Raw genomic sequence first — 25,525 nt, 5'->3', positions numbered from 1 at the left:
CGCACGGACGTCGGAACGGCCCTCACCCTCACGGGTGGGGGCCGTTTTGGTCAGGGCTTGTCGACGCGGGGATCCCCCGACCCGGCGCTCGATAGGCCGACGAGCATCAGGCAGAACGCAGGGCGACGCGAACGCCGGGGGACGCCGCGGTGACGTGCCAGACGTGCCCCGAACCCGACACGGTGCTCGCGCCGTCGGCATCCACGATGAGCGCCGTGTGCTCGTCGATCGCCACGCCCTCCGTCACGAGTTCCGCATCGACCGCGGCAACGAGACGCGACAGGGTTCCCCACTGCGCCGCGTGCACGTCGACGGCGAACCGCACCAGGCCGAGACCGTCGCGGATCTCGAGTTCGTCGAGCTCCTCACCCGCATCTTCGGACGCCACCTCGATGCCGCCCAGCCGGTAGCCGCCCACGAGCGCCGGTCCCGCCGCGATCGCCGCGCCCGCCGAGAACCCGGCGTAGGGCATGCCGTCGCGCACGCTGCCCGCCACGGCAACCCGGATCGGCGCGAGAGCGTCGAGGTACGCGGGCGTGAGGCCCCCGCCCACGAACACCGCATCGGCCCTCGACACCTCGGCGTCGAAGGTCCCACCCTCGACGATCGCCGCGACGCGCAGCTCGGCGGCCGCCGCCCCCGCCGCCTCGAGCACCGCCGCGAAGCGAGCGACCGAGGAGTCGTCGTCGGCCTCGAGCACGAGCAGCACGGCGATCACGGGAGGGCGGTCATCGGCCCGCGCCCGGGCCTCGACGACGAAGGGACGCAACAGCGCGCCGCAGCGTGCGACGTCGCGCCCGCCGCCGAGAAGGTGAACGCTCATGCGCCCCAGTATCGCGGCCCCGAGGCGCCGCCGGAGCGCGCACAACCGCGGACGACACAGCCGACACGCCGATCACCCCACCCCCACGACGGCGCGCCGCCAGCCGGCCCCGCCGTTGTGCACGCCGGGACGTCAGTACCGCCGCAGCAGCGCCGCCAGCGCCTGGCCGCCGCCGATGCACATCGTCACGACCGCGTACTCGAGGTCGCGGCGCTGCAGATCGAGGGCCGCCCGCACCGTCAAGATGGCGCCCGTCGCGCCCACCGGGTGACCCAGGGCGATCGCGCCGCCGTACGGGTTGACCTTCTCGGGGTCGAGTCCGGCGTCGCGGATCACGGCGACCGCTTGAGCGGCGAAGGCCTCGTTCAACTCGATCACGTCGACGTCGCCGGGGGTGAGCCCGGTCTGCTCCCACAGCCGCTGCAGCGCGAGCACGGGGGCGTAGCCCATGATCTCGGGGTCGACGCCCGCGGTCGTCACGGCCTCCAGGGTCACCAGCCCCGTCAGGCCGCGCTCGCGCACGTCGTCCTCGCGCATGAGCACGGTCGCGGCGGCGCCGTCGTTGATGCCCGATGAGTTGCCCGCCGTCACCGACCCGTCCTTCTCGAATGCCGGGCGGAGCCCCGCGAGCGCCTCCCTCGTGGTGCCGGGTCGCGGATGCTCGTCGACCGAGACCTCGACCGGCCGCTTCCCGCCGGTGGTCACGGGCACGATCTCCTCGGCGAAGGCCGCGCGCGCGGCATCCGTCGCCGCCCTGCGCTGGCTCTCGACCGCGAAGGCGTCCTGCTCCTCGCGCGAGACGGAGTACCGGGATGCCACGACCTCGGCCGTCGTTCCCATGTGCCGGCCGCTGAAGGGGTCGGTGAGGATCGCGAGCGTGCCGTCGAGCAGTGTGCGGTCGCCGAGGCGGGCGTTGCCGCGGGCCCCGTACTCGAGGAAGGGGGTGCGCGACATGCTCTCGTCGCCGCCGGCCACCGCGACGTCGATGCCACCCCAGCGCAGCTCCTGCGCGGCCGACCAGATCGCCTGCAGACCCGAACCGCAGAGGCGGTTCACCGTGAACGCGGGGACGCGGGTCGGCAGCCCCGCCGCGAGGGCGACGCGGCGAGCGTTGTAGGCGTCGGGGCCGTTCTGGGCGATGCAGCCCATCACGACCTCGTCGACGGCGTCCTCGTCGACGCCCGCTCGCCGGAGGGCCTCGGTCACGGCCACGGCGCCGAGCTCGAAGGCATCGACGCCCGACAGCGCCCCGCCGAAGGAGCCGATCGGCGTGCGCGCCCCCGACACGACGACGATGCGCGGTGCGGTCATCAGCCCGCCGCCTCTTCGGGGCGCTCCTGAGCGTCGATCACGGCCGCGTCGGGGACGTACCCCGCGATGTGACGCTCATCGGGGCCGACGTACTCCGAAAGGGGCCGGATGAGGGCGTTCGACGCCTGCTGCTCGCGGATGTGCGCCGTCCAGCCGGTGATGCGCGCGGCCACGAACAGGGGCGTGAAGGTGAGCGTGTCGAAGCCCAACAGCGCATACGCCGGACCCGAGGGGTAGTCGAGGTTGGGGTAGATGCCCTTCCGCTCCACGAACTGGCTCTCGAGCGCGTCGTACAGCGCGGCGACGTCGGGGCGGTCGTAGTGGGCGACGAGCGTGTCCAGCGCGGCCTTCATCGTGGGCACACGCGAGTCGCCGCGCTTGTACACGCGGTGACCGAAGCCCATGATCTTGCGCTTCTCGGCCAGGGCGGTGTCGAGCCAGGGGCCGACGTTCTCGGCCGAACCGATCTCGTCGAACACGTGCAGCACGGCCTCGTTGGCGCCGCCGTGCAGCGGCCCCTTGAGCGCGCCGATCGCCCCGACGACGGCGGAGTAGAGGTCGCTGAGCGTCGACGCGATCACGCGCGCGGTGAACGTCGAGGCGTTGAAGGAGTGCTCGGCGTACAGGATCATCGAGCGATTGAAGGCGTCGACGACGACGGGGTCGGACTCCTCGCCGAACGTCATCCACAGGAAGTTGGCCGAGTAGTCCAGGTCGTCGCGGGGCTCGATGAGCTCCTCGCCCCGCCGGCGGCGCTGACCGTACGCGACCACGGCGGGCAGCTGCGCCCACAGGCGGATGCTGCGTTCGAGGTTCTCTTCGGGGGTGCCCACGGCATCCATCACGTTCGCGATGCCCGCGGTCTCGCGCGCGCCGATCACGCTCACGGCCGTCCGCACCTCATCCATCGGGTGCGCCGAGGTGGGCAGCAGGTCGATCGCGGCGCGGACCTCGTCGGGCAGCGCCCGGTGCTGACGCTCGGTCCGGCGCAGGGCGTCGAGCTGCGCGGCATCCGGAAGCTCACCGTTCCACAGCAGGTACGCCACCGCCTCGAACGGCTGCGTCGCGGCGAGCTCCTGCACGGGGTACCCGCGGTACAGCAGGCTGTTGGTGTCGGGGTTGACCTTGCTGATGGCGGTCTCGTCGACCGTGACGCCGGCGAGGCCCTTCTTGATGTCGGTCATCGTCTCTCCCTCGAGTCGTGCTCGGTTCTACTCTGTCTCACCCCGGCCGCCTACCGGCAACCCACCCGTGTCCCACTTGGTGCAGAAAACAGGCGCTGAACCTGCACGGAGTGGGACGCCCCGCCGTTGCGAACCCACCCGTGTCCCACTTGGTGCAGAAAACAGGCGCATAACCTGCACGGAGTGGGACACGCTGGTCTGCCGCCGCCTCAGCGCTCGACGGTGAAGTCGAACACGTCGGCGTCGAAACGCGTGTAGCCCTCGTAGTCGATGAGGTCGTACAGGTCGGCGCGGTGCTGCATCTCACCGAGATGCTCGCGCAGGTGCCCCTCGGATGCCAGGGCATCCAGGCCCCGACCGGCGGCGCCCATCGCGAGGCGCAGCAGCGACACCGGCCAGATGACCAGGTTCACCCCGGCGTCCTGCAGCTGGGCGGTGGAGAACAGCTCGCTCTTGCCGAACTCGGTCATGTTGGCCAGGATCGGCACGTCCAGCGCGGTGCGCATCGCCTCGAACTCGCCGAGATCGCGCATCGCCTCGGGGAAGATCGCGTCGGCGCCGGCGTCGACCAGGGCCTTCGCGCGGTTGATCGCGGCATCCAGCCCCTCGACGGCCCGCACGTCGGTGCGCGCCATGATGAGGAAGTCCGGGTCGCGCCGGGCATCGACGGCCGCGCGGATGCGCTTGATCGCGGTGTCGGCATCCACGACGCTCTTCCCGTCGAGGTGCCCGCAGCGCTTCGGATTCACCTGGTCCTCGATGTGCGTGCCGGCCAGCCCCGCGTCTTCGAGCGTCTGGATCGTGCGGGCGACGTTCATCGGCTCGCCGAACCCGGTGTCGGCGTCGATGATCGCCGGCAGCTCCGTCATGCGCGCGATCTGCTGCCCGCGTCCGGCGACCTCGGTGAGGGTCGTCAGGCCGATGTCGGGCAGGCCCAGGTCGGCCGAGATGACGGCCCCCGAGATGTACACGCCGTCGAAGCCCTTGCGCTCGATGAGCCGAGCCGACAGCGGGTTGAAGGCTCCCGGCATCCGCACGAGCTCTCCGGATGCCAGCTTGTCGCGCAGCGCGCGGCGCTTCTGCTGGGGGGTGGTCTGGGAGTACAGCATCAGCGGCTCCGCTTCGTGGAGTGGATCTCGCGCACCGGCGGCTCCGGCTTCTCGGGAGCGCACCCGCCCCCGCGCATCAGAACAGCCCCTTCGGGGCGGGGGCCAGGGCCAGCACGCCGGGCTTCGCCACGATCGTGAGCTGCATGACCTCGGCCGGAGTCAGTTCGGGCAGACGCTGCACGAGCTCGAGGAAGCGCTCGATCTCCTCCGGCTGCAGCACCGGTTCGGCGAGCGTGCGGAACTTGCGGATGTAGTCCTCACGCGCGAACGGACGGGCGCCGAGCGGGTGGGCGTCGGCGACGGCGATCTCGTCCTGCACCGTCGAACCGTCGTTCAGTGTGATGACCACGCGGCCGCCGAACGCCTTCTCGTTCGGATCCTCCGAGTGGTAGCGGCGCGTCCATTCGGCATCCTCGGCCGTGGTGACCTTGTGCCAGAGGGCCACCGTGTCGTCCCGGCCCGCGCGCTCCGGCGCATAGGAGTCGACGTGGTGCCACGCGCCGTCCTGCAGGGCGACGGCGAAGATGTACGGGATCGAGTGGTCGAGCGTCTCGCGCGACGCGGTCGGGTCGTACTTCTGCGGGTCGTTCGCCCCCGAGCCGATCACGTAGTGCGTGTGGTGGCTGGTGTGCAGCACGATGGATGCCACGTTCGCGGGGTCGCGGAGGTCGGGCCGCTCCGTGCCCAGGCGGCGGGCCAGGTCGATCCAGGCCTGCGCCTGGTACTCGGCCGAGTGCTCCTTCGTGTACGAGTCGAGGATGCCGCGCTTGCTCTCGCCCTCGCCGGGCAGCGGTACGTCGTACGAGGCCTGGGGGCCGTCGAGCATCCACGCGATGACGCCGTCCTCGCCCTCGTAGATGGGCGAGGGACTGGTCTCGCCGCGCATCGCCCGGTCGACGGCCTCGATCGCCATCTTCCCCGCGAAGGCGGGGGCGTGCGCCTTCCACGTCGAGATCTCGCCCTTGCGCGACTGGCGCGTGGCGGTGGTGGTGTGCAGGGCCTGACCGATGGCCTGGTAGATCGTCTCCTGATCCAGGTCGAGCAGGGTGCCGATACCGGCGGCGGCGGCAGGGCCGAGGTGGGCGACGTGGTCGATCTTGTGCTTGTGCAGCGAGATCGCGCGCACGAGGTCGATCTGGATCTCGTACGCCGTGGCCAGGGCGCGCACCACGGCGGCGCCGTCACGTCCGGTGTGCTGCGCGACGGCGAGCACGGGCGGGATGTTGTCGCCCGGGTGCGAGTAGTCGGCGGCGAGGAAGGTGTCGTGGTAGTCGAGCTCGCGCACGGCCACCCCGTTGGCCCACGCGGCCCACTCGGGGCTGGAGCGGCGTTCGAGCGCGCAGCCGAACACCGTGGCGCCGGATCCGCCGATCGACACGGCGTGATCGAGTGCCTGCTGGCGCGCGGCGCTGACCGGCTGCCGCGTGATCGACGCGGCGGCGACGGCGGCGTTGTCGATGAGGCGGTTCACGATCATGTCGATCACGTCGTCGTCGACCGCGACGGCGTCGGTGGCGACCCGGGCGAGCGCCCAGGCGAGCTGTCCCTCGCGAGCGAGGTTCTCGTCGCTGCGGTGTACGCGCACGTGGTGGGTGATCGTCATGAGGGGTCCTCCGTGAGGGCTTCGAGGATGGTGGTGAGGGCGTTGTGCAGGTGCACGTGGGTGGCGTGGGCGGCGAGTTCGGGATCGCCGGCGCCGATCGCTCGCGCGATCAGTTCATGCTCCCCGGCGGAGGCCGAGAGACGGAGGGGGTTGTCGCGGGCCATGCGCCGCACGCGCACGAGGTGGGTGCGGACGCTGCGGAGGGCCGCGGAGAGGTAGGGGTTGGCGACGGCGTCGTCGATCTGGGCGTCGAAGCGCGCGATGAGGGAGTAGTACGCGTCGGCATCGGCGGTGTCGACGGCGGCGAACTCGCCCGCGAGCGCCGTGAAGAGGCGACCGTCGCCCCGAGCCGTGGCGCTGCGCGCCGCCTGGGTCTCGAGGGCGCGGCGGAGTTCGAACAGCGCCCGGATGTCGTCGGCGTCGATCCCGGCCACGACGGTGACGCGCGGCGAGGCCTGGGCGACGAGACCATCGGATGCCAGCCGACGTAATGCCTCGCGCAGGGGGGTGCGACTGACACCGAGGCGGGTGGACTGCTCCACCTCGCCGAGGACGGTTCCGGGGGCGAGAGCGCCCGTCTGGATCTCGTCGAGGAGGGTCGCGTAGGCCCGTTCTCCTGCTCGCATACCGCACCCCCTCGTCGTGTATACATTACGCGCCGTTTGGACGGATGGCCAGCCGACAGGAGCCCCCTGGGTATACACACGGCGTCGCCAGCGGGCGGCATCGCGGCCGCCCTCTCGCACACCGCCGCACCGCTCGGCATCCGCTCGACTCACCGTCCGCGGGGCGCGGATCCGCACTGGCGCCCCCGCCCGCCGCGCTGCCACACTGGGCGCATGCTCGTCACAACCATGAACGATGTCCCCGGCCGCCAGATCGTCGAGGTGTACGGCGAGGTGACCGGCCTCACCGTGCGCGCCCGCAACATCGGCGTGCAGTTCGGCGCCGGCCTCAAGTCGATCTTCGGCGGCGAGCTCGAGGGCCTCACGAAGCAGCTGCAGCAGAGCCGCGACGAGGCCAAGCAGCGCCTCGTCGAGCAGGCGCAGGCCCTGGGCGCCGACGCGGTCATCGCGATGCGATTCGACACGAGCGAGGTCGCGCAGAACTTCCAAGAGGTCGTCGCCTACGGCACGGCCGTGAAGCTGGCCTGATCCCGCCGCACCCGTCGCGCTCCTTACGCGCGAGGTGCCGGATTGTGTCGCTGAGGTGGTCGCGCGAGCGACGATCTTCGGCGACTCACGCGCTTCGCTGCCACGACTCCAGGGTCGTCGGAATGGATGCCAGGGTCGCCAGCGACGCGTCGCGGTCGGCGCGCGCGAGGGTGAGCCCGGCCACCACGAGCGAGGCGCAGACCGCGGCGAGGGCGTCCACGGCATCCGGGGCCAGATCCGGGCGACGATCGGCGACCGCCGCGCGGATGGCGGTGCGCATCTCGGCGGCGTAGTCCGACACGAGGGTGCGCACCTCGGCGTCGTCGGTGGCGAGCGGCGACGACCCGGCGTTGAGCAGCAGGCAGCCGAGTCGAGCGCGCGGGGTGTCGGCCTCGATTGCCGCGCACATCTCGTCGACGTACGCCTCGAGGGCACCGGGGTCTCCCCCGCCCAGGGGGCGCAGACGCGTGCGCACGACGTCGTCGAGGTAGCCCGCGAGCACGGCATCGAACAAACCGCGTTTGCTGCCGAAGGCGTGGTAGATGCTCGAGCGGGTGAGGCCGGTCGCCTCCTCGAGCTCGGCGATGCCCGCCTCGGCGTACCCGCGCCGCCAGAACACGTCGCGCGCGGCGTCGATCACGACGGAGCGCTCGAAGCTCGGCATCCTGCCCATGGGTGTCCTTCTCTCGCGCCGCTCACGAACTCCCGGGTTGCGGTCTCAGACCCGAGGTCTATATTAGACCGGTCGTTACAAAATAACCACAGGAGGAATCATGCGCGCAGTCATCCACCACGAGTTCGGCGAGCCGGCCGACGTCGTCGGCGTCGAAGAGGTCGAGAACCCGACCCCCGGCCCCGGCCAGGTGCGCCTGCGCGTGCTCCTGTCGCCCATCCACAACCACGACCTGTGGACCATCCGCGGCACCTACGGCTTCAAGCCCGAGCTGCCCGCGCGCGCCGGCACCGAAGCCGTCGGCGTGATCGAAGAGCTCGGCGAGGGCGTCGAGGGCCTGACCGTCGGTCAGCGCGTCGCCACCGGCGGCACCTTCGGCGTGTGGGCCGAGCAGGTCGTCGCCCAGGCCGCCGGGCTCATCCCCGTCGCCGAGGGGCTGTCCGACGAGGTCGCCTCGCAGCTCGTGTCGATGCCCTTCAGCGCCATCAGCCTGCTGCACTCGCTCGACCTGAAGCCCGGCGACTGGATCGTGCAGAACACCGCCAACGGCGCCGTCGGCCGCATGGTCGCGCAGATCGCCCGGGCGCGCGGCGTCAACGTCGTCGGTCTGGTGCGTCGCCAGAGCGCCGTCGACGAGCTCGCCGCGCAGGGCATCGACAACGTCGTGTCGACCGACACCGACGACTGGCGCGACAAGGCCCTCGCCCTCGTCGGCGACGGCAGGGTCGTGGCGGGCGTCGACTCCGTCGGCGGATCCGCCGCGGGTCAGGTGCTGTCACTGCTCAGCGAGAACGGCACCCTCGTGATCTTCGGCTCGATGGGCGCGGGCACGCTCGAGCTCGGCGCCGGCGACCTCATCTTCCGTCAGGCCACCGTGAAGGGCTTCTGGGGCAGCGTCGTCAGCAAGACGATGGATGCCGAGACCCGCGGCGCCCTGTTCGGCGAACTGTCACGCTACCTCGCCGACGGCACCCTCACCCTCCCCGTCGCCGCCACCTTCGGCCTCGACGACATCGTCGAAGCCGTCACCGCGAGCGACGCCCCGCGCGTGGGCAAGGTGCTGCTGCGCCCGTGACCCGGTAGCGCCGCGGTGCCCGCCCTCGCGGGGGCACCGCGGCGCGCCCGCCGCGCGTGCTCGCCCCGCGCCCGCCCTCGCGCCGCCCGAACCCGACGTCGAGTGTCCAGGACACGCCGCACCGCGCACCGGGGGCGCGGCGTGTCGTGGACAGTCAACGGTTCTTGCCCGCCCGGGCTCCGGCGGTGTACCCCGCGCCTGTGCCCGAACCCGCGCCCACGCCCGCGTTGCCCCCAACCCGACATTGAGTGTCCAGGACACGCCGCACCACGCACCGGAGACACGGCGTGTCTTGGACACTCAACGGTTCTTGCTCGCCCGGGCGGCGGCGAGACGCCCCACGCCCCACGCCCCACGCCCGCGCCCAAGTACGCGGCCGAGCCCGCGCCCGCCCCCACGCCGCCCAAACCCGACGTTTGAGTGTCCAGAACACGCCGCACCGCGCACCGAGGACGCGGCGTGTCCTGGACACTCAACGGTTCTTGCCCGCACACGCGACGGCGAGACGCCTCACGCGCCGCGCGAAGCCTCCAGCGCCGCGGCCAGCGCGTCGATCGCGGGGCGTTGGCCCTTCACGAGGGCGTCGCGGGCGGCATCCAGGCCCATCCATTCGACGCGGTCGACCTCGGGGAAAGCCGCCGTTTTTCCCGAGCGCGGTGGCCAGACCATCTCGAAGGTGCCGAACGTGAAGCCGGATGCCGTGAACCCGGCGCCGTCGCCCGCGAACACGACGACCTTCTTGCCCGACGAGTACGCGAACGTGCCGAGCTCGGCCCACGGCGTCTCGGGCGGTTCGACACCGAGCTCCTCGCGGAACTCACGGTGGGCGGCATCCAGAGCGCCCTCGGTCTCGGGGTCGAACTCCCCCTTGGGGATCGACCACGCGCCCGCGTCCTTCTTCGCCCAGAAGGGCCCGCCCATGTGCGCGACGAGCACCTCGGGCGCCGGGGTCAGCCGGTACAGCAGCAGCCCCGCGCTCCAGACGACCATCAGGCCGTCGCCACCGGCACGCGGGCGGCCTCGTCGGCGATCACGTCGGCCCGTTTGCGGAACGTACGGGCGGTGACGCGGTCGAGGGCGATCTGCCCGCGCATCTTCTCGGCCTTCTCGTACAGCGACGGGCCGCCGAAGCCGGTGAGTACCTTCACGAGCACGGGGAGCAGCTCGATCATGAAGAACAGCGCCGCGATCAGGTAATGCGCCCAGCGCAGGGCGGGCTCGCGGTCCGACAGGCGCTCGAGGGCCGTGATCTGGCTGAGCAGTCCGACGGCGCCCGCGTTGCCGTCGGCGATCGACGACGCGCGCGCGTTGTACGCGGCCAACGCCGACTCGTACTGGGTGCGGGCGGCGGGCAGCTGGTCTTCGGCTTGCTGCTTGTTCTGGTCGGCCGACGACGCTGCGGCCTCGGCGCCCGAGGTGTTGGCGGCGGCGAGGGTGGACTGCGCCTGCTGCAGCTGCGTCGACAGCGCGTCGTACGACGACTGCGCCTGGGCGAGCTGGGCTTGGGCGGCCTCGGAGCTCGCGCCGGCGCCGGCGAGACCGGTGCAGCCGGGCACGGTGCCCGCGCCCTGGCCGGTGAGCTCGCACTGGTACACCGCGCGCGCCTGGTCGATGACGCTCTGCTGAGCGACGAGCTGCTGGGTGAGCTGGTCGACGGTCTGCTGCGCCGCGGCCGACTCGGCCGACGTCGACGAGGTTCCGCTGACGATACCGGTGGCCGCCTGGTTCTCGAGGGCCGACACCTGGGCGCTCGCGGCGTCGAGGGCCTGCTTCTCGGGACCGCTGGTCACGGCATCCTGATCGGTCAAGGCCTGGGTGACGTTGGTGGAGTTCACCTCGCGGGCGATGTCGTTCTGGAACACCTGCAGCACGAGCGGCTCGGCGACGACGATGCCGATAAGCGCCGCCATGATGATGCGGGGGAACGCGAGGCCGAGCAGGCGGAAGACGTTCCTCGTCGAGCGCATCGTCGAGGTGAGGAAGCGGTCGAGGTTGTAGATGATGAGGCCCCAGATCAGGGCCAGCGGGATCGCGAGGAAGATGCTGACGCGCACCCCGGTGAGCAGGGCGAACATCATCGACAGCGACGAGACGAGCGCCGTTCCCGCGAGCACCAGGAACATCTGCACGAAGCGCGGCACCTCTTCGGGAACCTCGTCGAGCACGTCGTTGTCGGCCCCGCCCAGCACCGCCATCCGCCGCACGAGCGACAGGCGCGGGCGCCGCGGGTCGTGTCGGCGCAGGCGCGGCGGGCGGGGATCGGATGCCACCGGGGCGGCGACGGCATCGGGCTCGCCGTTCGCGGAAGGCTCGCCGTGCGCTGCGGGCTCGCCGTGCGCTGCGGGCTCGCCGTGCGCTGCGGGCTCGTCGTGCGCGGAGGTCACCGCGTCAGCCTCGCGATCGAGCACGACCGTCTCGTCGGCGCCGGCGTCTGCGGCCGGGAGCGGGGTGGTCTCGCTCTCGGCGCCCGCGCGATCCGCTTCACGCGGCTCGGCGGGGCGGCGCTCGATCGGGAGCGTCGGGTCGTCGTCGGCGGGTGGGGCTCCCCACGGCTCGGACGTGTGGTCGTGCGGCGCGGGACGGGCCGCCGCGGTCTGCGCGGCGAGGATGTCGTCGAGGTACTGCGCGCGTTCCTCGTCCGTCGTGAACTCGATGCGACCGTCGGAGCCGAAGCGGCCGGGTCGTGGATCGGAAAAGGACATTCGATGAGGGTAAGACGCGTTCCTGTCGATCAGATGAGCGAGGACCGGGGGCGCGCGACCCCGGAATGAGTCGGGCGGGCCGGACGCGAACGTCCGACCCGCCCGAACGGTCGTCAGACCAGTCGTTGCTTCGGCGAGACCTCGTACGTGTTCTCGGGGTCGGAGAACACCTCGTCGCCGAGCGCCGCGTCGATGGCGGCGAGCGTGTCGGCATCGAGGGTGACGCCCGACGCCTTGACCGTGTCGGCGAGCTGCTCGGGACGGGAGGCTCCCACCAGGGCCGCGGCGATGTTGGGGTTCTGCAGCACCCACGCGATCGCGAGCTGCGGCATGGCGAGCCCGGCCTCGTCGGCGATGGGCGTGAGGCGCTGCACGGCCTCGAGCGTGTCGTCGTTCAAGAAGCGCTTGATGAAGGTGGCGCCGCTCTTCTCGTCGGTGGCGCGCGAGCCCTCGGGCGCCGGCTGGCCCGGCAGGTACTTGCCGCTCAGCACGCCCTGCGCCATGGGCGACCAGACGATCTGCGAGATGCCGAGCTCTTCGCTGGCGGGAACCACCTTGCCCTCGATGACGCGCCACAGCATGGAGTACTGCGGCTGGTTCGAGATGAGCTGGATGCCGAGCTGCTTCGCCAGCGCGTGTCCCTCGCGCAGCTGCTCGGCGGTCCACTCGGACACACCGATGTAGAGGGCCTTACCCTGCCGCACCACGTCGGCGAAGGCCTGGAAGGTCTCTTCGAGCGGGGTCTCGTAGTCGAACCGGTGGGCCTGGTACAGGTCGACGTAGTCGGTGCCGAGGCGCTTCAGCGACCCGTTGATGGAGTCCATGATGTGCTTGCGGCTGAGCCCGGTGTCGTTCGGGCCCGCGGGACCGGTGGGGAAGTACACCTTCGTGAAGATCTCGAGCGACTCGCGCCGCTGACCCTCGAGGGCCTTTCCGAGAACCGTCTCGGCCGCTCCGTTGGCGTAGCCGTCGGCGGTGTCGAACGTCGTGATGCCCGCGTCGAGCGCGGCGTGCACCGTCTTGATGGCCGCATCGTCTGCGACCTGCGACCCGTGCGTCACCCAGTTGCCGAGGGTGATCTCCGAGATCTTGAATCCACTGTTTCCGAGATAGCGATAACCGACCATCACTCCACGCTAGCCGCGGCCCCCGACACCGGGGCCCGAATCCCCTGGTGGCGAAATCGGCCGCGCGCACCGCGTCACAGGATGCCGAGCTCCATCGCCCGCGTGACGGCGCGGGTGCGGTCGGCGACGTCGAGCTTGGCGAACGCCTTGAGCAGGTGCGTCTTGACCGTGGCCTCGCCGAGGTGGAGGCGCACACCGATCTCGCGGTTGCTGAGTCCCTGCGCGACGTGGCCGAGCACCTCGACCTCGCGGGCGGTGAGCGCAGGTCTCTCGGCGGGTCGCCCGGTCTGCGCGACGAGCACGCGCGCCACGCTCGGCGCGAGGGCCACCTCGCCGGCGGCCACGGCGCGGATCCCCGCCAGCAACTCCTGCTCGGGCGCGGCTTTCAGCAGGTACCCGGTCGCCCCGGCGGCGATGGCCCGCACGATGACGTCGTCGCTCTCGTAGGTCGTCAGCACGATGATCCGCGCCGTCGGCACGCTCTCGCGCAGCATCGCCGTCGCCTCATCGCCGTCGCGGCGCGGCATCCGCATGTCCATCAGCACCACGTCGGGGCGTTCGCGCTCCACGACGGTCACCGCCTCGATCCCGTCGGCGGCCACGCCCACCACGCACATGTCGTCGGCGGCATCCAGGATGCCGGTGAGCCCGGCCCGCACGATCGGATGATCGTCGACGACCACGACGCGGATCACACGGCCGGTCACGCGCGCACCGCCGCGCGCGGAACGCGAGCCGTGAGCACCGTGGCCCCGGGGCTGCCGTCGATCAGCAGGTCGCCGTCGAGGTGCCCGAGCCGCGCGCGGAGCCCCTCGAGCCCGAACCCCTGCGCCCGGGCGGCGGGGTCGAAGCCGGCGCCGTCGTCGGCGATGCGCAGTTCCACGCCGTCGTCGCGCTCGGTCAGCGTCACCTCGACACGTCGTGCACCCGAGTGCCGGCGGGCGTTCGACAGGCCCTCCTGGGCGCACCGCAGCAGCGCGACCTCGCTCTCGCGGTCGAGGCCCGTGACGGCGTCGGCGCGCAGGTCGATGCGCAGCCCCGATTCGCGGCCGAGGCGATCGACGAGCACCGTCAGGGCGGCGACCAGCCCCTCGCCGTGCGACACGGGCGCCCCGCCCGCGACGAGGGTGCGCGTCTCGGTGAGGGCCTCGCGCGCGGCCTCTTCGACCAGGGCGAGGGTGGAGTCGGCCAGGACGCCCGCCGCGAGCTCCCGGCGCGAGCGCTGAACGAGCAGCACCGTCCCCGCCAGCGTCTGCGCGATGGTGTCGTGGAGTTCGGCGGCCAGACGTCCACGCTCCTCGACGACGCCCGTATCGCGGTGCAGGGCGGCGAGTTCGTCCTGCGCGGCGGTGAGTCGATCGAGCAGGCCCTGGGTCTCGGCTGCGTGCCGGTAGACGGCGGTGAACCACAGACCGAGGCCGATGTTGCCGGCGAACGACGTCGCCTGGATGATCGCGGCGCGCTCCCACGCGCCGCCGTCGCCGCCCCAGGCCAGCGCGACGAGCACGAGCACGCTCGACAGGGCGGTCCAGGCGATCGCCGTGCGCCGGCGCGACGAGATCACCCAGAGCAGGGGGTACGCCGCGAACTGCAGCATCGCGATCCACGGCACGCACGCGATGGCCAGGGGAAGGAGCAGCAGCGTCGACACCGCCAGCCCCGTGGCGACCCGCGGCGCTCCCTGCTCGCTCAGCACACGAGGGAGGACGACGAGCACGAGCGCGGCGTGCACGACGACGGCTCCCAGCGCCACGAGCGCCGGCCCCCACGGGACCGCCCCGATGCTCCCGGCCACGAGGGCGATCGCGATGCCCACGGCACCCGCGATTGCGTAGACCAGGGTCCATCCGCGCACGGCCGAGGCCACGGCATCCGCCCGCTCCCGCTCCCCGCGCGGGCTATCGGTCCCCGTCGCTACGGCGCCGCCGGAGGCGACGGTTCCCGCGCCCCTCACGCGTCTTTCCGGATCCATCGGAACGTCGCCCGCACCACCGCGAGCCCCACGATGAGCCAGAGTCCCGTCACGAGCAGGATCAGCGGGTGCTCCCACGACCCCGACGGCTCGGCCGCGGCGAAGCCCTCGGGCAGGAAGACCGAGCGGAAGCCCTGCGCCAGCCACTTCAGCGGGAACACGCTCGCCACGTTCTGCAGCCACTCCGGCAGGGCGGCGAAGTTGATGTAGACCCCCGAGATGAACTGCAGCAGCAGCACGATCGGGATGACGACGCCGGTGGCGCTGCGACCAGTGCGCGGGAGGGCCGAGAGCCCGATGCCGAGGATCGCGCAGGTGGTGACGCCCAGCAGGAACACCCACGCGAAGGTCAGCCAGCGCTCCGGTTCGGTGGGCAGCGGCACGCCGAAGAAGACCGCCGCGACGACGATCAGCAGCACCGACTGCAGAAAGCCGGTCACCAGCACCTGCCCGAGCTTGCCGATGAAGTACGACACGGGGCTGAGTGGAGTGCCACCGAGGCGCTTGAGGGTGCCGTCGCTGCGTTCCATCGCGATGTCGATCGACATGTTCTGCAGACCCGACAGCAGCACGCCCGCGGCGAGCATGGCGGGCAGGTAGAACTGCGCGGCCTTCACCTCGTCGCCCGGGGGACCGAAGGTCTGCGCGTCGAAGGCGACGGCGAAGATCAGCAGGATCATCACGGGGAACAGGAAGGTGAAGAACACCGAGTCGCCCTGGCGGAAGTACGCGCGCACCTCGAACCCCACGCGTGCGGCACCGAGCCGCAGGACCCGGCTCACGCGGCACCCCCCGCAGCCGCGGTGCGGCGCTCATCGGCACCGAGGAACGACAGGTACACGTCTTCGAGGCTCGGCCGCACGACCTCGAGCCGCTCGGGTTCACCGCCTCGGGCGTAGAGGGCCGCGACGAACGCGCCCGGGTCGTCGGTGCGCTGCTCGCGCGTCACCCCGCCCTCGCGCCACCGCACGAACGGCACGCGGGCGTCGGGTCCGCCGAGTTCGTCGATGCGGCCCACGGATGCCACCTGCCCGGCCACGATGATCGCGGCGCGCTCCGAGAGCTCGGCGGCCTCGTCGAGGTAGTGGGTCGTGAGCAGGATGGTGGTGCCCTCCGCCTGGAGCAGGCGGATGAGGTCCCAGAACTGCCGCCGCACCTCGGGATCGAAGCCGGTGGTGGGCTCGTCGAGGAACAGCAGCTCGGGGCGGCCGATGATCCCCAGCGCCACGTCGACGCGGCGACGCTGCCCGCCCGAGAGCTTGCGCACGCTGACCGTGGCCTCCTCGGTGAGACCGACCGCGGCGATGACCTCGTCGACGTCCCGCGGGCGCGGGTAGAACGAGGCGAAGTGGGCGAGGAGCTCCCGCACGGTCGCGGTCGGCGCCTCGCCGGTGTTCTGCAGGACGATGCCGAGTCGCGCCTTCCAGTCGAGGCCCCCGCGGTGCGGGTCGACGCCGAGCACGCTCACCTCACCGCTCGTGCGATCGCGGTAGCCCTCGAGGATCTCGATGACGGTGCTCTTGCCGGCGCCGTTGGGGCCGAGCACCGCGAACGTCTCGCCGCGTCGGATGTCGAAAGAGACCCCGCGCAGCGCTTCGACGCCTCCGCGGTAGGTCTTGCGCAGGTTCTGCACCCGCACGACGTGTTCGCTCATGCCCTCAGTCTGACCGCGCGCGGCCCCGGCGGGGAACGACGGACCGGTGGACTCGGCATCCACCGATCGGTGGACGCGCGGCCGCCACCCCCACGCGGAAACGCCGATCCTGCGCATGAACGCTCAGCCAGCGCGTTTATGCACAGGAAGAGCGTTTATGCCCGGGGCGGCGAGAGCGCTCGACGGGCACCGCCGAACGCACGGGCGGGCGTCAGCCGCCGAACGGACCGGCGGGCGTCAGCCGACGGGCGTCGCCGCGGCCGCCACCGCGTCGTCTTCGGTCGCCACGAGCTGACCGCAGGCGCCGTCGATCTCTTTGCCGCGGGTGTCGCGGAGGGTCGTCGGAATGCCCGCGTCGTTCAACCGGCGCACGAACTCGTTCTGCACGGGCACCTCGGATGCCGTCCAGATCGACCCCGGAGTCGGGTTCAACGGGATGGGGTTCACGTGCACCCAGCCGCGACCGCGGGCGTTGAGCTTCTCGGCCAGCAGGTCGGCGCGCCAGGCGTGGTCGTTCATGTCCTTGATCAGGGCGTACTCGATCGAGACACGGCGGCCGGTCTTGTCGAAGTAGTTGCGCGCGGCATCCAGTGCCTCGTCGACCTTCCACTTGGAGTTCACCGGGATGAGCTCGTCGCGCAGGTGGTCGTCGGGAGCGTGCAGCGACAGGGCGAACGTCACCGGGATGTCTTCATCGGCGAGCTTCTTGATCGCGGGCACGAGTCCGACGGTCGAGACGGTGATGCCGCGGGCGCTCATGCCCAGGCCGTGGTCCTTGTCGACCATCACGCGCACGGCCTGCATGACCCGCGCGTAGTTGGCGAGCGGCTCACCCATGCCCATGAAGACGATGTTGCTGACGCGGTCGAGCGAGTGGTCGTCGTGCTTCTTGCCGCCCAGGCCGCCGGAGGCGATGAGCGCGTTGGCCCGCACGATCTGCTCGATGATCTCGGCCGCCGACATGTTGCGGGTCAGACCCGCCTGGCCGGTGGCGCAGAAGGGGCAGTTCATGCCGCACCCGGCCTGGCTCGACACGCAGAGCGTGATGCGGCCGGGGTAGCGCATGAGCACCGACTCGACGAGCGCGCCGTCGTGCAGCTTCCAGAGGAACTTGATCGTGTCGCCGCGGTCGGTCTCGAGCCGGCGTACCTCGGTGAGCAGCGGCGGCAGCATTCCCGCGACGAGCTCTTCGCGACCGGATGCCGGCAGGTCGGTCATGTCGGCGGGGTCCGACGTGTAGTGCGTGAAGTAGTGCTTCTCGAGCTGCTTCGCGCGGAAGCCGGGCAGGCCCAGCTCCTTGGCCTTCTCGACCCGCTCCGCGGGGGTGAGGTCGGCGAGGTGCACGGGGGGCTTGCCGCGCTTCGGGCTGGCGAACTGCAGCAGCGGACGACCGGTCTCGTCTGTCGCCTGCTTCCACCCCTCGGTCGCGGGGCGCACCTGGCGGACGCGCGTCGACGGCGCGGGGCGCGTCTCGCGGATGCCGGTGTTCGCCGGGGCCCCCTCGGGGCGCACCTGCCGGGGCGTGGTGGAGCGCACGGGGGGCTGATCGGTCATGGTTTCCAGGTTACCCGGCGCGCCTGCACCGCGGCTGGACGCCCCCGCCCGAGAGCCGCGTGAGTCGCCAGGAATCGTCGCTCCGGGGCGTCGCCGGGCGACGAATTCCGGCGACTCACGCAACGACGCAGCGGGGTGCTCAGGCGGATTGCGCCCGCGCGATGTGCAGGGCGAGGTAGCCGACCTCCTCGTCGGAGATCTCCACCTCGTGCTCCTTGCGCACGAAGGCGCGCACGCGCTCGGCCGTGGCGACCGCCCGCGGGTGCTTCTGCGTCATGGTCGCGAAGAGCAGGTCGTCGTCCTGCCCGGCCAGGCGGCCCGAGAACAACCGCTCGGCGAAGAACTGCAGGTGGGTGAGGAACCGCCGGGTGTGCAGATCGTCGCCGTCGAGCGCCACGCCCCCGGAGTGCGTGACGATCGTGGTGATGTCCGACACCAGCCCCACCACGCGGATCGAATCGACCGCCGGACGCCCCACCTCGGAGTTGACGAGATGGAACGCGATGTTGGCGGCCTCCTCGTCGGGCAGGGCGACGCCGGTGCGCTCGCGCAGCAGCGCCAGCGCCCGAAGGCCCACCTCGTACTCGCCGGGGTAGACCGTCCGCACCTCCCACGCCAGGCGGTTGGTCACCTGCAGCCCCCGCCGTTGACGTTCCACGGCGAAGTGCAGGTGATCGGTGAGGGTCAGGTAGATGTGCGCATCGAGCTGGATGCCGGAGTTCTCGGCATCCAGCACGATGGCCCGGGTGAGCTCGACGAACTCCCCCGGAATCTGCGCCAGCAGTTCGACGAGGTTGCGCTGGTCGGCGTCGTCGAGGGCGACGAAGACCCGATCGGTCGCCTCGGGGGCGACGCTGTCGCCCTGCTTCGCGCCGAAACCGATGCCCTTGCCCAGCAGCACGCGCTCCACGCCGCGCTCGTCCTCGACGAGCACGACGCTGGAGTTCAGCACCTTCTTGATGATCTGCATGGGTGTCTCCGTCGACCCCGGGGAACGCGCATCGAGTGCGGCGGTCACCCCAGGTCGGCCCCGTTCGAGGAGATGACCTTCTGGTACCAGAAGAACGAGTCCTTGCGGCGCCGCTCCCCGGTCCCGTTGCCGAGGTCGTCCTGATCGACGTGGATGAAACCGTACCTCTTCGAGATCTGCGACGACGAGGCGCTGATGATGTCGATCGGGGCCCAGCTCGTGTAGCCGCGCAGGTCCACGCCCTCGTCGACGGCGCGGATCATCTCCGCGAAGTGCGAGCGGAAGTAGTCGATGCGGTACGGGTCGTGGATGCGCCCGTCGTCGGTCAGCTCGTCGCGCATGCCCAGACCGTTCTCGACGATGAACAGCGGCTTGCCGTAGCGGTCGTAGAGGTCGATGAGTGCGATGCGGAGCCCCACCGGGTCGATCTGCCAGCCCCACTCGCTCGAGGCGAGGTACGGGTTCTTCACGCCCAGCACCGTGTTGCCGGGCGTGCGCTCGGCATCCGGACGCACCGACTCGGTGAGGGTCATGTAGTACGAGAACGAGATGTAGTCGACCGGGTGGTCGCGCAGCAGCTCGACGTCGCCGTCCTCGAAGGGGATGACGACACCCTGCCGCTCCAGCGCGTTCAGCGCGAGGCGCGGGTAGGCGCCGCCGGCCTGCACGTCGGTGCAGAGGTAGAGCATGCGCTCCTTCGCCTGGGTGGCGGCGACATCGTCGGGGTGACAGGTGTTCGGGTAGGTGGTGAGCATGGTGAGCATGCACCCCATCTCCGACGCGGGCCACATCTCGTGCAGCATGCGGGTGACCGACGCCGACGCGACGAACTGGTGGTGCAGGGCGGTGTAGCAGGCCTGCTCCAGCGACCCCTCGACGGTCTCGTCGATGATGCCGCCCGAGGTGAACGGGTGCCGGATGATGCCGTCGATCTCGTTGAACGACAGCCACAGGTCGACGAGGTGGCCGAAGCGCTCGAAGCACGTGCGCGAGAAGCGCTCGAACAGCGCGATCGTGCTCCGGTCGACCCACGCGTTGTTCTTCAGCGCGAGGGCGAGCGGCGGGTCGTAGTGCGACAGCGTGACGAGCGGACGGATGCCGAGACGGCGCATCTCCGTGAACAGGTCGAGGTAGAAGGCGATGCCCTCCTCGTTCGGTTCGAGCTCTTCGCCGGTCGGGTACAGGCGCGACCACGCGATCGACACGCGCAGCACCGAGAAGCCCATCTCGGCGAACAGCGCCAGGTCGTCGCGGTACCGGTGGTAGAAATCGATGCCCCGGCGCTTCGGGTAATACGCGATGTCGTCGTCGGCCATGGCCTCGCGGATGCTCTCCAGCGTGTGCTGGTGGTGCACCGCGTACTCACGCGGGTCGACGTGAGGCCGGTATTTCGCCACGTCGGAGACCGCGGGACCGCGACCCCCTTCGTTCCAGGCACCTTCGGCCTGGTTGGCGGCGAGGGCGCCGCCCCAGAGGAATCCGTCAGGCAATCCCATTCGCGGTCTCCTTCTCTTCGGTCGACAGGAGCGCGGCGCCCGCGGCGACGCGTCCCGTCACGAGGGGGGCGACGTCGTAGGCGTCGCCGTTGAGCACGACGACGGGCGTCGTGATGTCGAGGCCCGCGGCTTCGATGGCCGCGAGGTCGGCGATGAGCACGGGCTGGCCCGCGGTCACATGATCGCCCTGCGCGATGAGGGCGGTGAAGGGAGCGCCTTCGAGGCGCACCGTGTCCAGACCCACGTGCACGAGCACTTCGAGACCGTCGTCGCCGAGGATGCCGAGGGCGTGGCGTGAGGGCAGCAGGCTCGACACGGTGCCGGTGATGGGCGCGCGCACCTCGCCGTCGGTGGGGCGGATGGCCACGCCCGGTCCGAGGATGCCGCCCGAGAACACCGGGTCGTCGACCTGATCGAGCGGAACGACCTCGCCGGTCATCGGGGCGATGATCCCGGCGTTCGAGACCGGGCCGGCGTCGGCTGCGGGCGCCGCGACCCCCGCCTGCTCGTCGAGCAGGCGCACCGTGGCGGAGTCGGAGTCCTTCCAGATCACCAGCGACACCGCGAACGACACGATCATCGCCACGAGGGCGCCGATGACGGCGTGCAGCAGGTTCCAGGGGTTGGCCATGTCGATGAACATCGAGATGCTCGCCGCTCCCGGGCTCACCAGGGCGAAGGCCGAGATGGCCGCGATGCCGAGGTACGCGCCGCCCACGAACGATCCGATGACGACCGAGATGATCGCGCGGCGGTTCTGCAGCGTCACGCCGTACAGCGCGGGCTCCGTGATGCCGAAGAACGCCGAGATTCCCGACGAGATGGCGGTGCCGCGCAGCGTCTTGTTCTTCGTGCGCACGGCGATGGCGAGGCTCGAGCCCGACTCGGCGAGGTTGTGGGCGAGCGAGGCGACGAGGTAGAAGCTCTCCCGACCGCTCGCGGCCATGGTGGCCACGGTGGGCGGAATGAAGGCCTTGTGCATGCCGACCGAGACGATGAAGGGCAGGGCTGCGGCCATGAGGGCGACGGCCACCCAGCCGAGGGTGCCGTACAGCCACAGCATCGCGCCGGTCAGGAGCGAGCCGAGCCAGAACCCGAGCGGGCCGAGCAGGAAGATCATGGCCGGGGCGACCACGACGAAGCAGATCAGCGGCACGAGGAACGTGCTGATGACGCTCGGGCTGATGCGGCGGGCGAAGCGCTCGACGACGGCGAGCAGCAGCACGGCCAGGATCGGGGGGAAGACCTGGGCGTTGTAGGCGATGGCGGGGACGGCGATGCCGAAGAGGGCGACGCCGCCTTCCTGCGTCAGCAGACCCGCGAAGGTCGGGAAGACGAGCAGTCCGACGATGCCGAGGGCCAGCGGGATGTTGGTGTCGAGCTTCTTCGCCGCGGTGTAGGTCACGAGCAGGGGCAGGAAGAAGAACACCGCATCGGGGATCGCGGTGAGCACCTGATAGGTCTGGTCGCTGGTCTGCAGCCACCCGAGGGCGACCGCGAGGATCAGGAACGACTTGAAGATTCCGGCGCCCGCGACGGCCGGGATGATCGGGGTGAAGACGCCGACCACGAAGTCCATCGCGATCGATCCGGCGCCCTTCCACGTCAGCTTCGGCTTCGCGGCATCCACGCGGGCCGCGGAGCGGGTTCCGCCCCCGCGCACCTTCTCGATCTCGCGGAAGTAGTCGGCCACGTTCGAGCCGATGATGACCTGGGTCTGGGTGCCGCGCACGACGCCGATCACGCCGGGGGTCGCCTTCAGCGCCGCCTCGTCGGCCTTCGTCTCGTCGGTCAGGGTGAATCGCAGACGGGTCGAGCAGTGGTGCAGAGCGGCCACGTTGGCGGCTCCACCGACGTGCTCGAGAATGCTGCGCGCGCTGTCTGAGGTGGTCATCGACGTCCTTCCTTGGATCGACGGACACATCGACCGGGCGTCGGCGCCGCGGTCGCCGGGCACAAAAAAAGGACCCGAAGGCGGCGCTCTCGCACTGCTTTCGGATCCTGCCTGCATGACCAGTCACATGTCCGTCGGCGACTCTACACGAGTCCGCCGCCCGGCGCCCCGCGCGTGAGTCGCCCGGATTCGTCGCCCGGCACCGCCTCGCGGCGACGAATTCTGGCGACTCGCGCGCGACGCGCCGCTCTAAACTGCATCCCATGCCCGGTGCCGGTGATGCCCCCATCCCGCCCGGCGGCGTGCAGAAACTTCTGAACAACAACGTCGTCGTGGCGATCGACGCCGACGGCCGCGAGCGCGTGCTCATGGGACGCGGCATCGGCTTCCAGCTCAAGCACGAGGGGCACGTCGACCCCGCCAAGGTCGAGAAGACGTTCGTGCTCGACCAGGCCACCGACACCGCGCACGCGCAGAAGCTCCTCACCGACGCGCCCTACGCCCTGGTGCAGGCGGTGCTGCGCGCGGTCGACGAAGCCGAGCGCGAACTGGGCCGCGACCTCGGGCGTCGGCTGCCGCTCGCCGTCATCGACCACGTCAACTACGTCATCGAGCGCCTCGACCAGGGCATCCGCATCCCCGTCACCTCGATGCCCGAGCTGCGGATCCTCCACCCCGACGAATCGCGTGTCGCCGAGCGCATGGCGGCCTCGATCGCGGCATCCCTCGATCGCGACCTCCCGCCCGAAGAGGGCGTGTTCCTCACGATGCACCTGCTCAACGCGACGCGCGACGAGCCCAACGGCACCGCGGCCCTGCTGTTCCGCCGCGTGCAGCACGTCGTGCGCACGGTCGAGACGGGCCTCGGCGTCCCCCTCGACACCGCCGGCCCCGACTACGCGCGGTTCATCCTGCACGTGCGGTTCCTGCTGCAGCGGCTCGTGGACCGCTCGATGCTCACGAGCGGCGACTCGTCGTTCTTCGAGTTCGCGAAGCACCGCTACCCCCGCGCCTTCGGCATCGCCGAGGCCGTGAAGGCCTACGTGCTCGCGGCGACGAGCTCGACCCTCACCGACGAGGAAGTGCTCTACCTGACCGTGCACGTCGAGCGATTGGCGACGAGCATGGGGCGCGCTGACACCTCTGGCGCACCCGACGCGCCGGTGCTATAGTCGCGGACGCAGGTTCACACCTGCCGACGATTTCCGGATTGTTACCGCGCGAGCGGGCAAGACCTGAATCCACATCGCTGACGAGCGATGAACGGATTCGGGTCTTTTTTATTGCCCGAAAGCAATCCGGGTCGTCGCCACAGAACATTCGACGGGCCGCATGGATGCGGCGAAAGGCAGGCGGATTCCGATGGCGGATTACGCGAAGACAGCGGCGGCGGTTCTCACCGGCGTCGGCGGAGAAGGCAACGTCACCTCGCTCGTGCACTGCGCGACGAGGCTCCGATTCGTACTGAAAGACGAGAGCAAGGCGAACGCCGCAGCCCTCCGCGCCACCCCCGGCGTGATCACCACCGCCCAGGCGGGCGGGCAGTACCAGGTCGTCATCGGCAACGACGTGCCCGAGGTGTTCGCGGCGATCCAGTCGCAGACGAAGCTCGGCGCGGGCTCCGACGACACCGGCGAGAAGGGCCCGAAGGGCAATCTCTTCAACCGGTTCATCTCGATGATCTCGGCCATCTTCACGCCGATCCTCTGGGCGCTGGCCGGCACCGGTCTGCTCAAGGCGTTCCTCGCCGCGGCCGTCACCTTCGGGTGGATGGATGCCACGACCACCACCTACACGATCCTCAACGCCCTCTCCGACGCGCTGATCAACTTCCTCCCCCTCGCCCTGGCGATCACCGCGGCCCGCTACTTCAAGGCCGCCGAGTTCACCTCGCTCGCCATCGCGGGAGCGCTCGTCTACCCCTCGATCACGGCCCTCACCGGCGTTCCCGACGTGACGTTCTTCGGCATCCCGGTGACGATGGTCAGCTACGTCTCGAGCGTCATCCCGGTCATCATCATCGTGTGGCTGCAGAGCCACGCCGAGCGTTTCCTCTACGCGAAGCTGCCCGGTGCCATTCGTCGCTTCGTCACCCCGATGCTCGTCGTTCTCGTGGCCGTGCCGCTGATCTTCGTCGTCATCGGTCCGCTGTCGGCGCTCGTGGGCGGCGGACTCGCCTCGGCCATCGGCTGGGTGTTCCAGACCGTGCCGTGGGCCGGTGGCGCCATCATGGGCGGCCTCTGGCAGGTCTTCGTGATCTTCGGCCTGCACTGGGGCCTCGTGCCGCTCTTCCAGCTCGAGTACCAGACCACGGGCATGATCCTGCTCATCGGACCCGTCTTCGCCGCCGTGCTCGCCCAGGCCGCCGCGGTCGCCGGTGTGCTCGTTCGCACCCGCAACAAGAGCCTCCGCTCGCTCGCCGCCCCGGCGACGCTGTCGGGCTTCCTCGCCGGCATCACCGAGCCCGCGATCTACGGCATCAACCTGCCGCTGAAGCGCCCCTTCGCCTTCGGCATCGTCGGCGGCGCCGTCGGTGGCGCGCTCATCGCGATGGGCGGGGTCTTCTCGAAGGCGTTCGTCGTCCCCTCGGGTCTCGCGCTCCCCGCCCTGCTGGGCAACGGCAACATGGTCATGCTCGCGATCGGCCTCGCCGCCGCGATCGTCATCCCGTTCCTGCTGGTCGTGCTCATCGGCTTCACCGACCCCGTCGACACCGCCGCCCCCGCGACCCCGGCCGCGGCGACCGACACCGAGGTCTCGAACCCCGTCGACGGCACAGTCGTCGCCCTCAGCGAGGTTCCGGATGCCGCCTTCGCCGACGGCTCGCTCGGCAAGGGCGTCGCGATCCGGCCCACCTCGGGCGCGGTCTACGCCCCGTTCGACGCCACCGTCGTCGCCGCCTTCCCCACCGGTCACGCGATCGGCCTGCGCGGCGTGGACGGCGTGGAGCTGCTGATCCACGTCGGCCTCGACACCGTCAAGCTCGGCGGCCAGCACTTCACCCTCAAGGTGCAGTCCGGCGCCGAGGTGAAGGCCGGTGACCTGCTGCTCGAATTCGACGGCGCCGCCATCGAGAAGGCCGGGTACGACCTGATCACCCCGGTCATCGTGACAAACGGCGACCTGTATCCCGACGTCGCCGACGTGGCATCCGGACCCCTCTCGCACGGCGAGACGCTGTTCCGCGCCATCTCGGTCGACTCCCTCTCCACCGCCCGCTGACC

The 25,525-nt window shown here is 70.8% G+C and carries 22 protein-coding genes; 4 read left to right on the top strand and 18 right to left on the bottom strand.

Translation table 11 applies throughout. The annotated features are described in order from the left end of the window. Positions 1 to 106 precede the first annotated feature (106 nt). The 6 genes from BJP65_RS10620 to BJP65_RS10595 all read right to left on the bottom strand — a co-directional run bounded on the left by BJP65_RS10620 (position 107) and on the right by BJP65_RS10595 (position 6,656). Positions 107 to 823, bottom strand: a complete 717-nt coding sequence (locus tag BJP65_RS10620) for a Type 1 glutamine amidotransferase-like domain-containing protein (protein ID WP_083285812.1) — start codon at positions 821 to 823, stop codon at positions 107 to 109. Between the two features lie 132 nt (positions 824 to 955). Beyond that, complete coding sequence (locus tag BJP65_RS10615; protein ID WP_070409118.1) at positions 956 to 2,134, bottom strand: thiolase family protein; 1,179 nt, start codon at positions 2,132 to 2,134, stop codon at positions 956 to 958. Beyond that, entirely contained in the window at positions 2,134 to 3,318 is a 1,185-nt protein-coding gene (locus BJP65_RS10610; RefSeq protein ID WP_070409117.1) for a bifunctional 2-methylcitrate synthase/citrate synthase, read from the bottom strand. Before BJP65_RS10610 ends, BJP65_RS10615 begins: the two co-directional genes overlap by 1 nt. 209 nt (positions 3,319 to 3,527) lie before the next feature. Continuing rightward, positions 3,528 to 4,427, bottom strand: coding sequence for a methylisocitrate lyase (prpB, locus tag BJP65_RS10605; RefSeq protein ID WP_070409116.1), 900 nt, complete (start codon positions 4,425 to 4,427; stop codon positions 3,528 to 3,530). A 76-nt stretch (positions 4,428 to 4,503) separates the two neighbouring features. Beyond that, positions 4,504 to 6,030: an MmgE/PrpD family protein gene (locus BJP65_RS10600; protein ID WP_070409115.1), complete on the bottom strand. Its 1,527-nt coding sequence runs from the start codon at positions 6,028 to 6,030 to the stop codon at positions 4,504 to 4,506. After that, positions 6,027 to 6,656: a GntR family transcriptional regulator gene (locus tag BJP65_RS10595; RefSeq protein ID WP_070409114.1), complete on the bottom strand. Its 630-nt coding sequence runs from the start codon at positions 6,654 to 6,656 to the stop codon at positions 6,027 to 6,029. Before BJP65_RS10595 ends, BJP65_RS10600 begins: the two co-directional genes overlap by 4 nt. A 213-nt stretch (positions 6,657 to 6,869) precedes the next feature. Between BJP65_RS10595 and BJP65_RS10590 the strand changes: the two genes are divergently transcribed. Then, entirely contained in the window at positions 6,870 to 7,184 is a 315-nt protein-coding gene (locus BJP65_RS10590) for a YbjQ family protein (RefSeq protein WP_055832815.1), read from the top strand. A gap of 85 nt (positions 7,185 to 7,269) precedes the next feature. Here the strand turns inward: BJP65_RS10590 and BJP65_RS10585 are convergent, their stop codons facing one another. Then, positions 7,270 to 7,857, bottom strand: coding sequence for a TetR/AcrR family transcriptional regulator (locus BJP65_RS10585; protein WP_055832814.1), 588 nt, complete (start codon positions 7,855 to 7,857; stop codon positions 7,270 to 7,272). Between the two features lie 100 nt (positions 7,858 to 7,957). On the opposite strand from BJP65_RS10585, the gene BJP65_RS10580 reads away from it, so the two are divergent. After that, the gene (locus tag BJP65_RS10580) at positions 7,958 to 8,932 is read left to right on the top strand and encodes a zinc-binding dehydrogenase (RefSeq protein ID WP_070409113.1); all 975 of its coding nucleotides are present in this window, start codon (positions 7,958 to 7,960) and stop codon (positions 8,930 to 8,932) included. A 510-nt stretch (positions 8,933 to 9,442) separates the two neighbouring features. Here the strand turns inward: BJP65_RS10580 and BJP65_RS10575 are convergent. From BJP65_RS10575 to BJP65_RS10525, 11 genes are all read right to left on the bottom strand, one after another. After that, positions 9,443 to 9,922, bottom strand: a complete 480-nt coding sequence (locus tag BJP65_RS10575; RefSeq protein ID WP_070409112.1) for an NUDIX domain-containing protein — start codon at positions 9,920 to 9,922, stop codon at positions 9,443 to 9,445. Next, on the bottom strand, positions 9,922 to 11,634 hold the full coding sequence (locus tag BJP65_RS10570; protein ID WP_070409111.1) for a DUF4407 domain-containing protein: 1,713 nt from the start codon (positions 11,632 to 11,634) through the stop codon (positions 9,922 to 9,924). Before BJP65_RS10570 ends, BJP65_RS10575 begins: the two co-directional genes overlap by 1 nt. A 113-nt stretch (positions 11,635 to 11,747) precedes the next feature. After that, positions 11,748 to 12,761: an aldo/keto reductase family protein gene (locus BJP65_RS10565; RefSeq protein WP_070409110.1), complete on the bottom strand. Its 1,014-nt coding sequence runs from the start codon at positions 12,759 to 12,761 to the stop codon at positions 11,748 to 11,750. Positions 12,762 to 12,835: 74 nt separating this feature from the next. Continuing rightward, positions 12,836 to 13,468 (bottom strand): response regulator transcription factor, encoded by a 633-nt coding sequence (locus BJP65_RS10560; RefSeq protein ID WP_258027461.1) that lies wholly within the window; start codon positions 13,466 to 13,468, stop codon positions 12,836 to 12,838. Further along, on the bottom strand, positions 13,465 to 14,715 hold the full coding sequence (locus BJP65_RS10555; RefSeq protein ID WP_181015917.1) for a sensor histidine kinase: 1,251 nt from the start codon (positions 14,713 to 14,715) through the stop codon (positions 13,465 to 13,467). The genes BJP65_RS10560 and BJP65_RS10555 overlap by 4 nt, the downstream gene beginning before the upstream one ends. Then, positions 14,712 to 15,515 (bottom strand): ABC transporter permease, encoded by an 804-nt coding sequence (locus BJP65_RS10550; RefSeq protein WP_070409108.1) that lies wholly within the window; start codon positions 15,513 to 15,515, stop codon positions 14,712 to 14,714. The genes BJP65_RS10555 and BJP65_RS10550 overlap by 4 nt, the downstream gene beginning before the upstream one ends. After that, a complete protein-coding gene (locus BJP65_RS10545; protein ID WP_070409954.1) occupies positions 15,512 to 16,387 on the bottom strand; it encodes an ABC transporter ATP-binding protein in 876 nt (291 codons plus the stop codon). Before BJP65_RS10545 ends, BJP65_RS10550 begins: the two co-directional genes overlap by 4 nt. A gap of 237 nt (positions 16,388 to 16,624) precedes the next feature. Beyond that, complete coding sequence (rlmN, locus tag BJP65_RS10540; protein WP_258027460.1) at positions 16,625 to 17,941, bottom strand: 23S rRNA (adenine(2503)-C(2))-methyltransferase RlmN; 1,317 nt, start codon at positions 17,939 to 17,941, stop codon at positions 16,625 to 16,627. A gap of 139 nt (positions 17,942 to 18,080) precedes the next feature. Continuing rightward, complete coding sequence (locus BJP65_RS10535) at positions 18,081 to 18,911, bottom strand: PRD domain-containing protein (RefSeq protein ID WP_055832807.1); 831 nt, start codon at positions 18,909 to 18,911, stop codon at positions 18,081 to 18,083. 44 nt (positions 18,912 to 18,955) lie between these two features. Next, the gene (locus BJP65_RS10530; RefSeq protein WP_055941001.1) at positions 18,956 to 20,407 is read right to left on the bottom strand and encodes a glycoside hydrolase family 1 protein; all 1,452 of its coding nucleotides are present in this window, start codon (positions 20,405 to 20,407) and stop codon (positions 18,956 to 18,958) included. Further along, positions 20,394 to 22,301 (bottom strand): beta-glucoside-specific PTS transporter subunit IIABC, encoded by a 1,908-nt coding sequence (locus BJP65_RS10525; protein ID WP_070409107.1) that lies wholly within the window; start codon positions 22,299 to 22,301, stop codon positions 20,394 to 20,396. The genes BJP65_RS10530 and BJP65_RS10525 overlap by 14 nt, the downstream gene beginning before the upstream one ends. 263 nt (positions 22,302 to 22,564) lie before the next feature. Between BJP65_RS10525 and BJP65_RS10520 the strand changes: the two genes are divergently transcribed. Beyond that, on the top strand, positions 22,565 to 23,473 hold the full coding sequence (locus tag BJP65_RS10520) for a PRD domain-containing protein (RefSeq protein ID WP_070409106.1): 909 nt from the start codon (positions 22,565 to 22,567) through the stop codon (positions 23,471 to 23,473). A 190-nt stretch (positions 23,474 to 23,663) separates the two neighbouring features. Beyond that, complete coding sequence (locus BJP65_RS10515; RefSeq protein WP_070409105.1) at positions 23,664 to 25,523, top strand: beta-glucoside-specific PTS transporter subunit IIABC; 1,860 nt, start codon at positions 23,664 to 23,666, stop codon at positions 25,521 to 25,523. Positions 25,524 to 25,525: the final 2 nt, after the last annotated feature.

The organism is Microbacterium sp. BH-3-3-3, from assembly GCF_001792815.1.
Classification (GTDB): Bacteria; Actinomycetota; Actinomycetes; order Actinomycetales; family Microbacteriaceae; genus Microbacterium.
The sequence above is the reverse complement of the archived record's forward strand: the minus strand, read 5'-3'. Positions and strand labels throughout refer to the sequence as shown.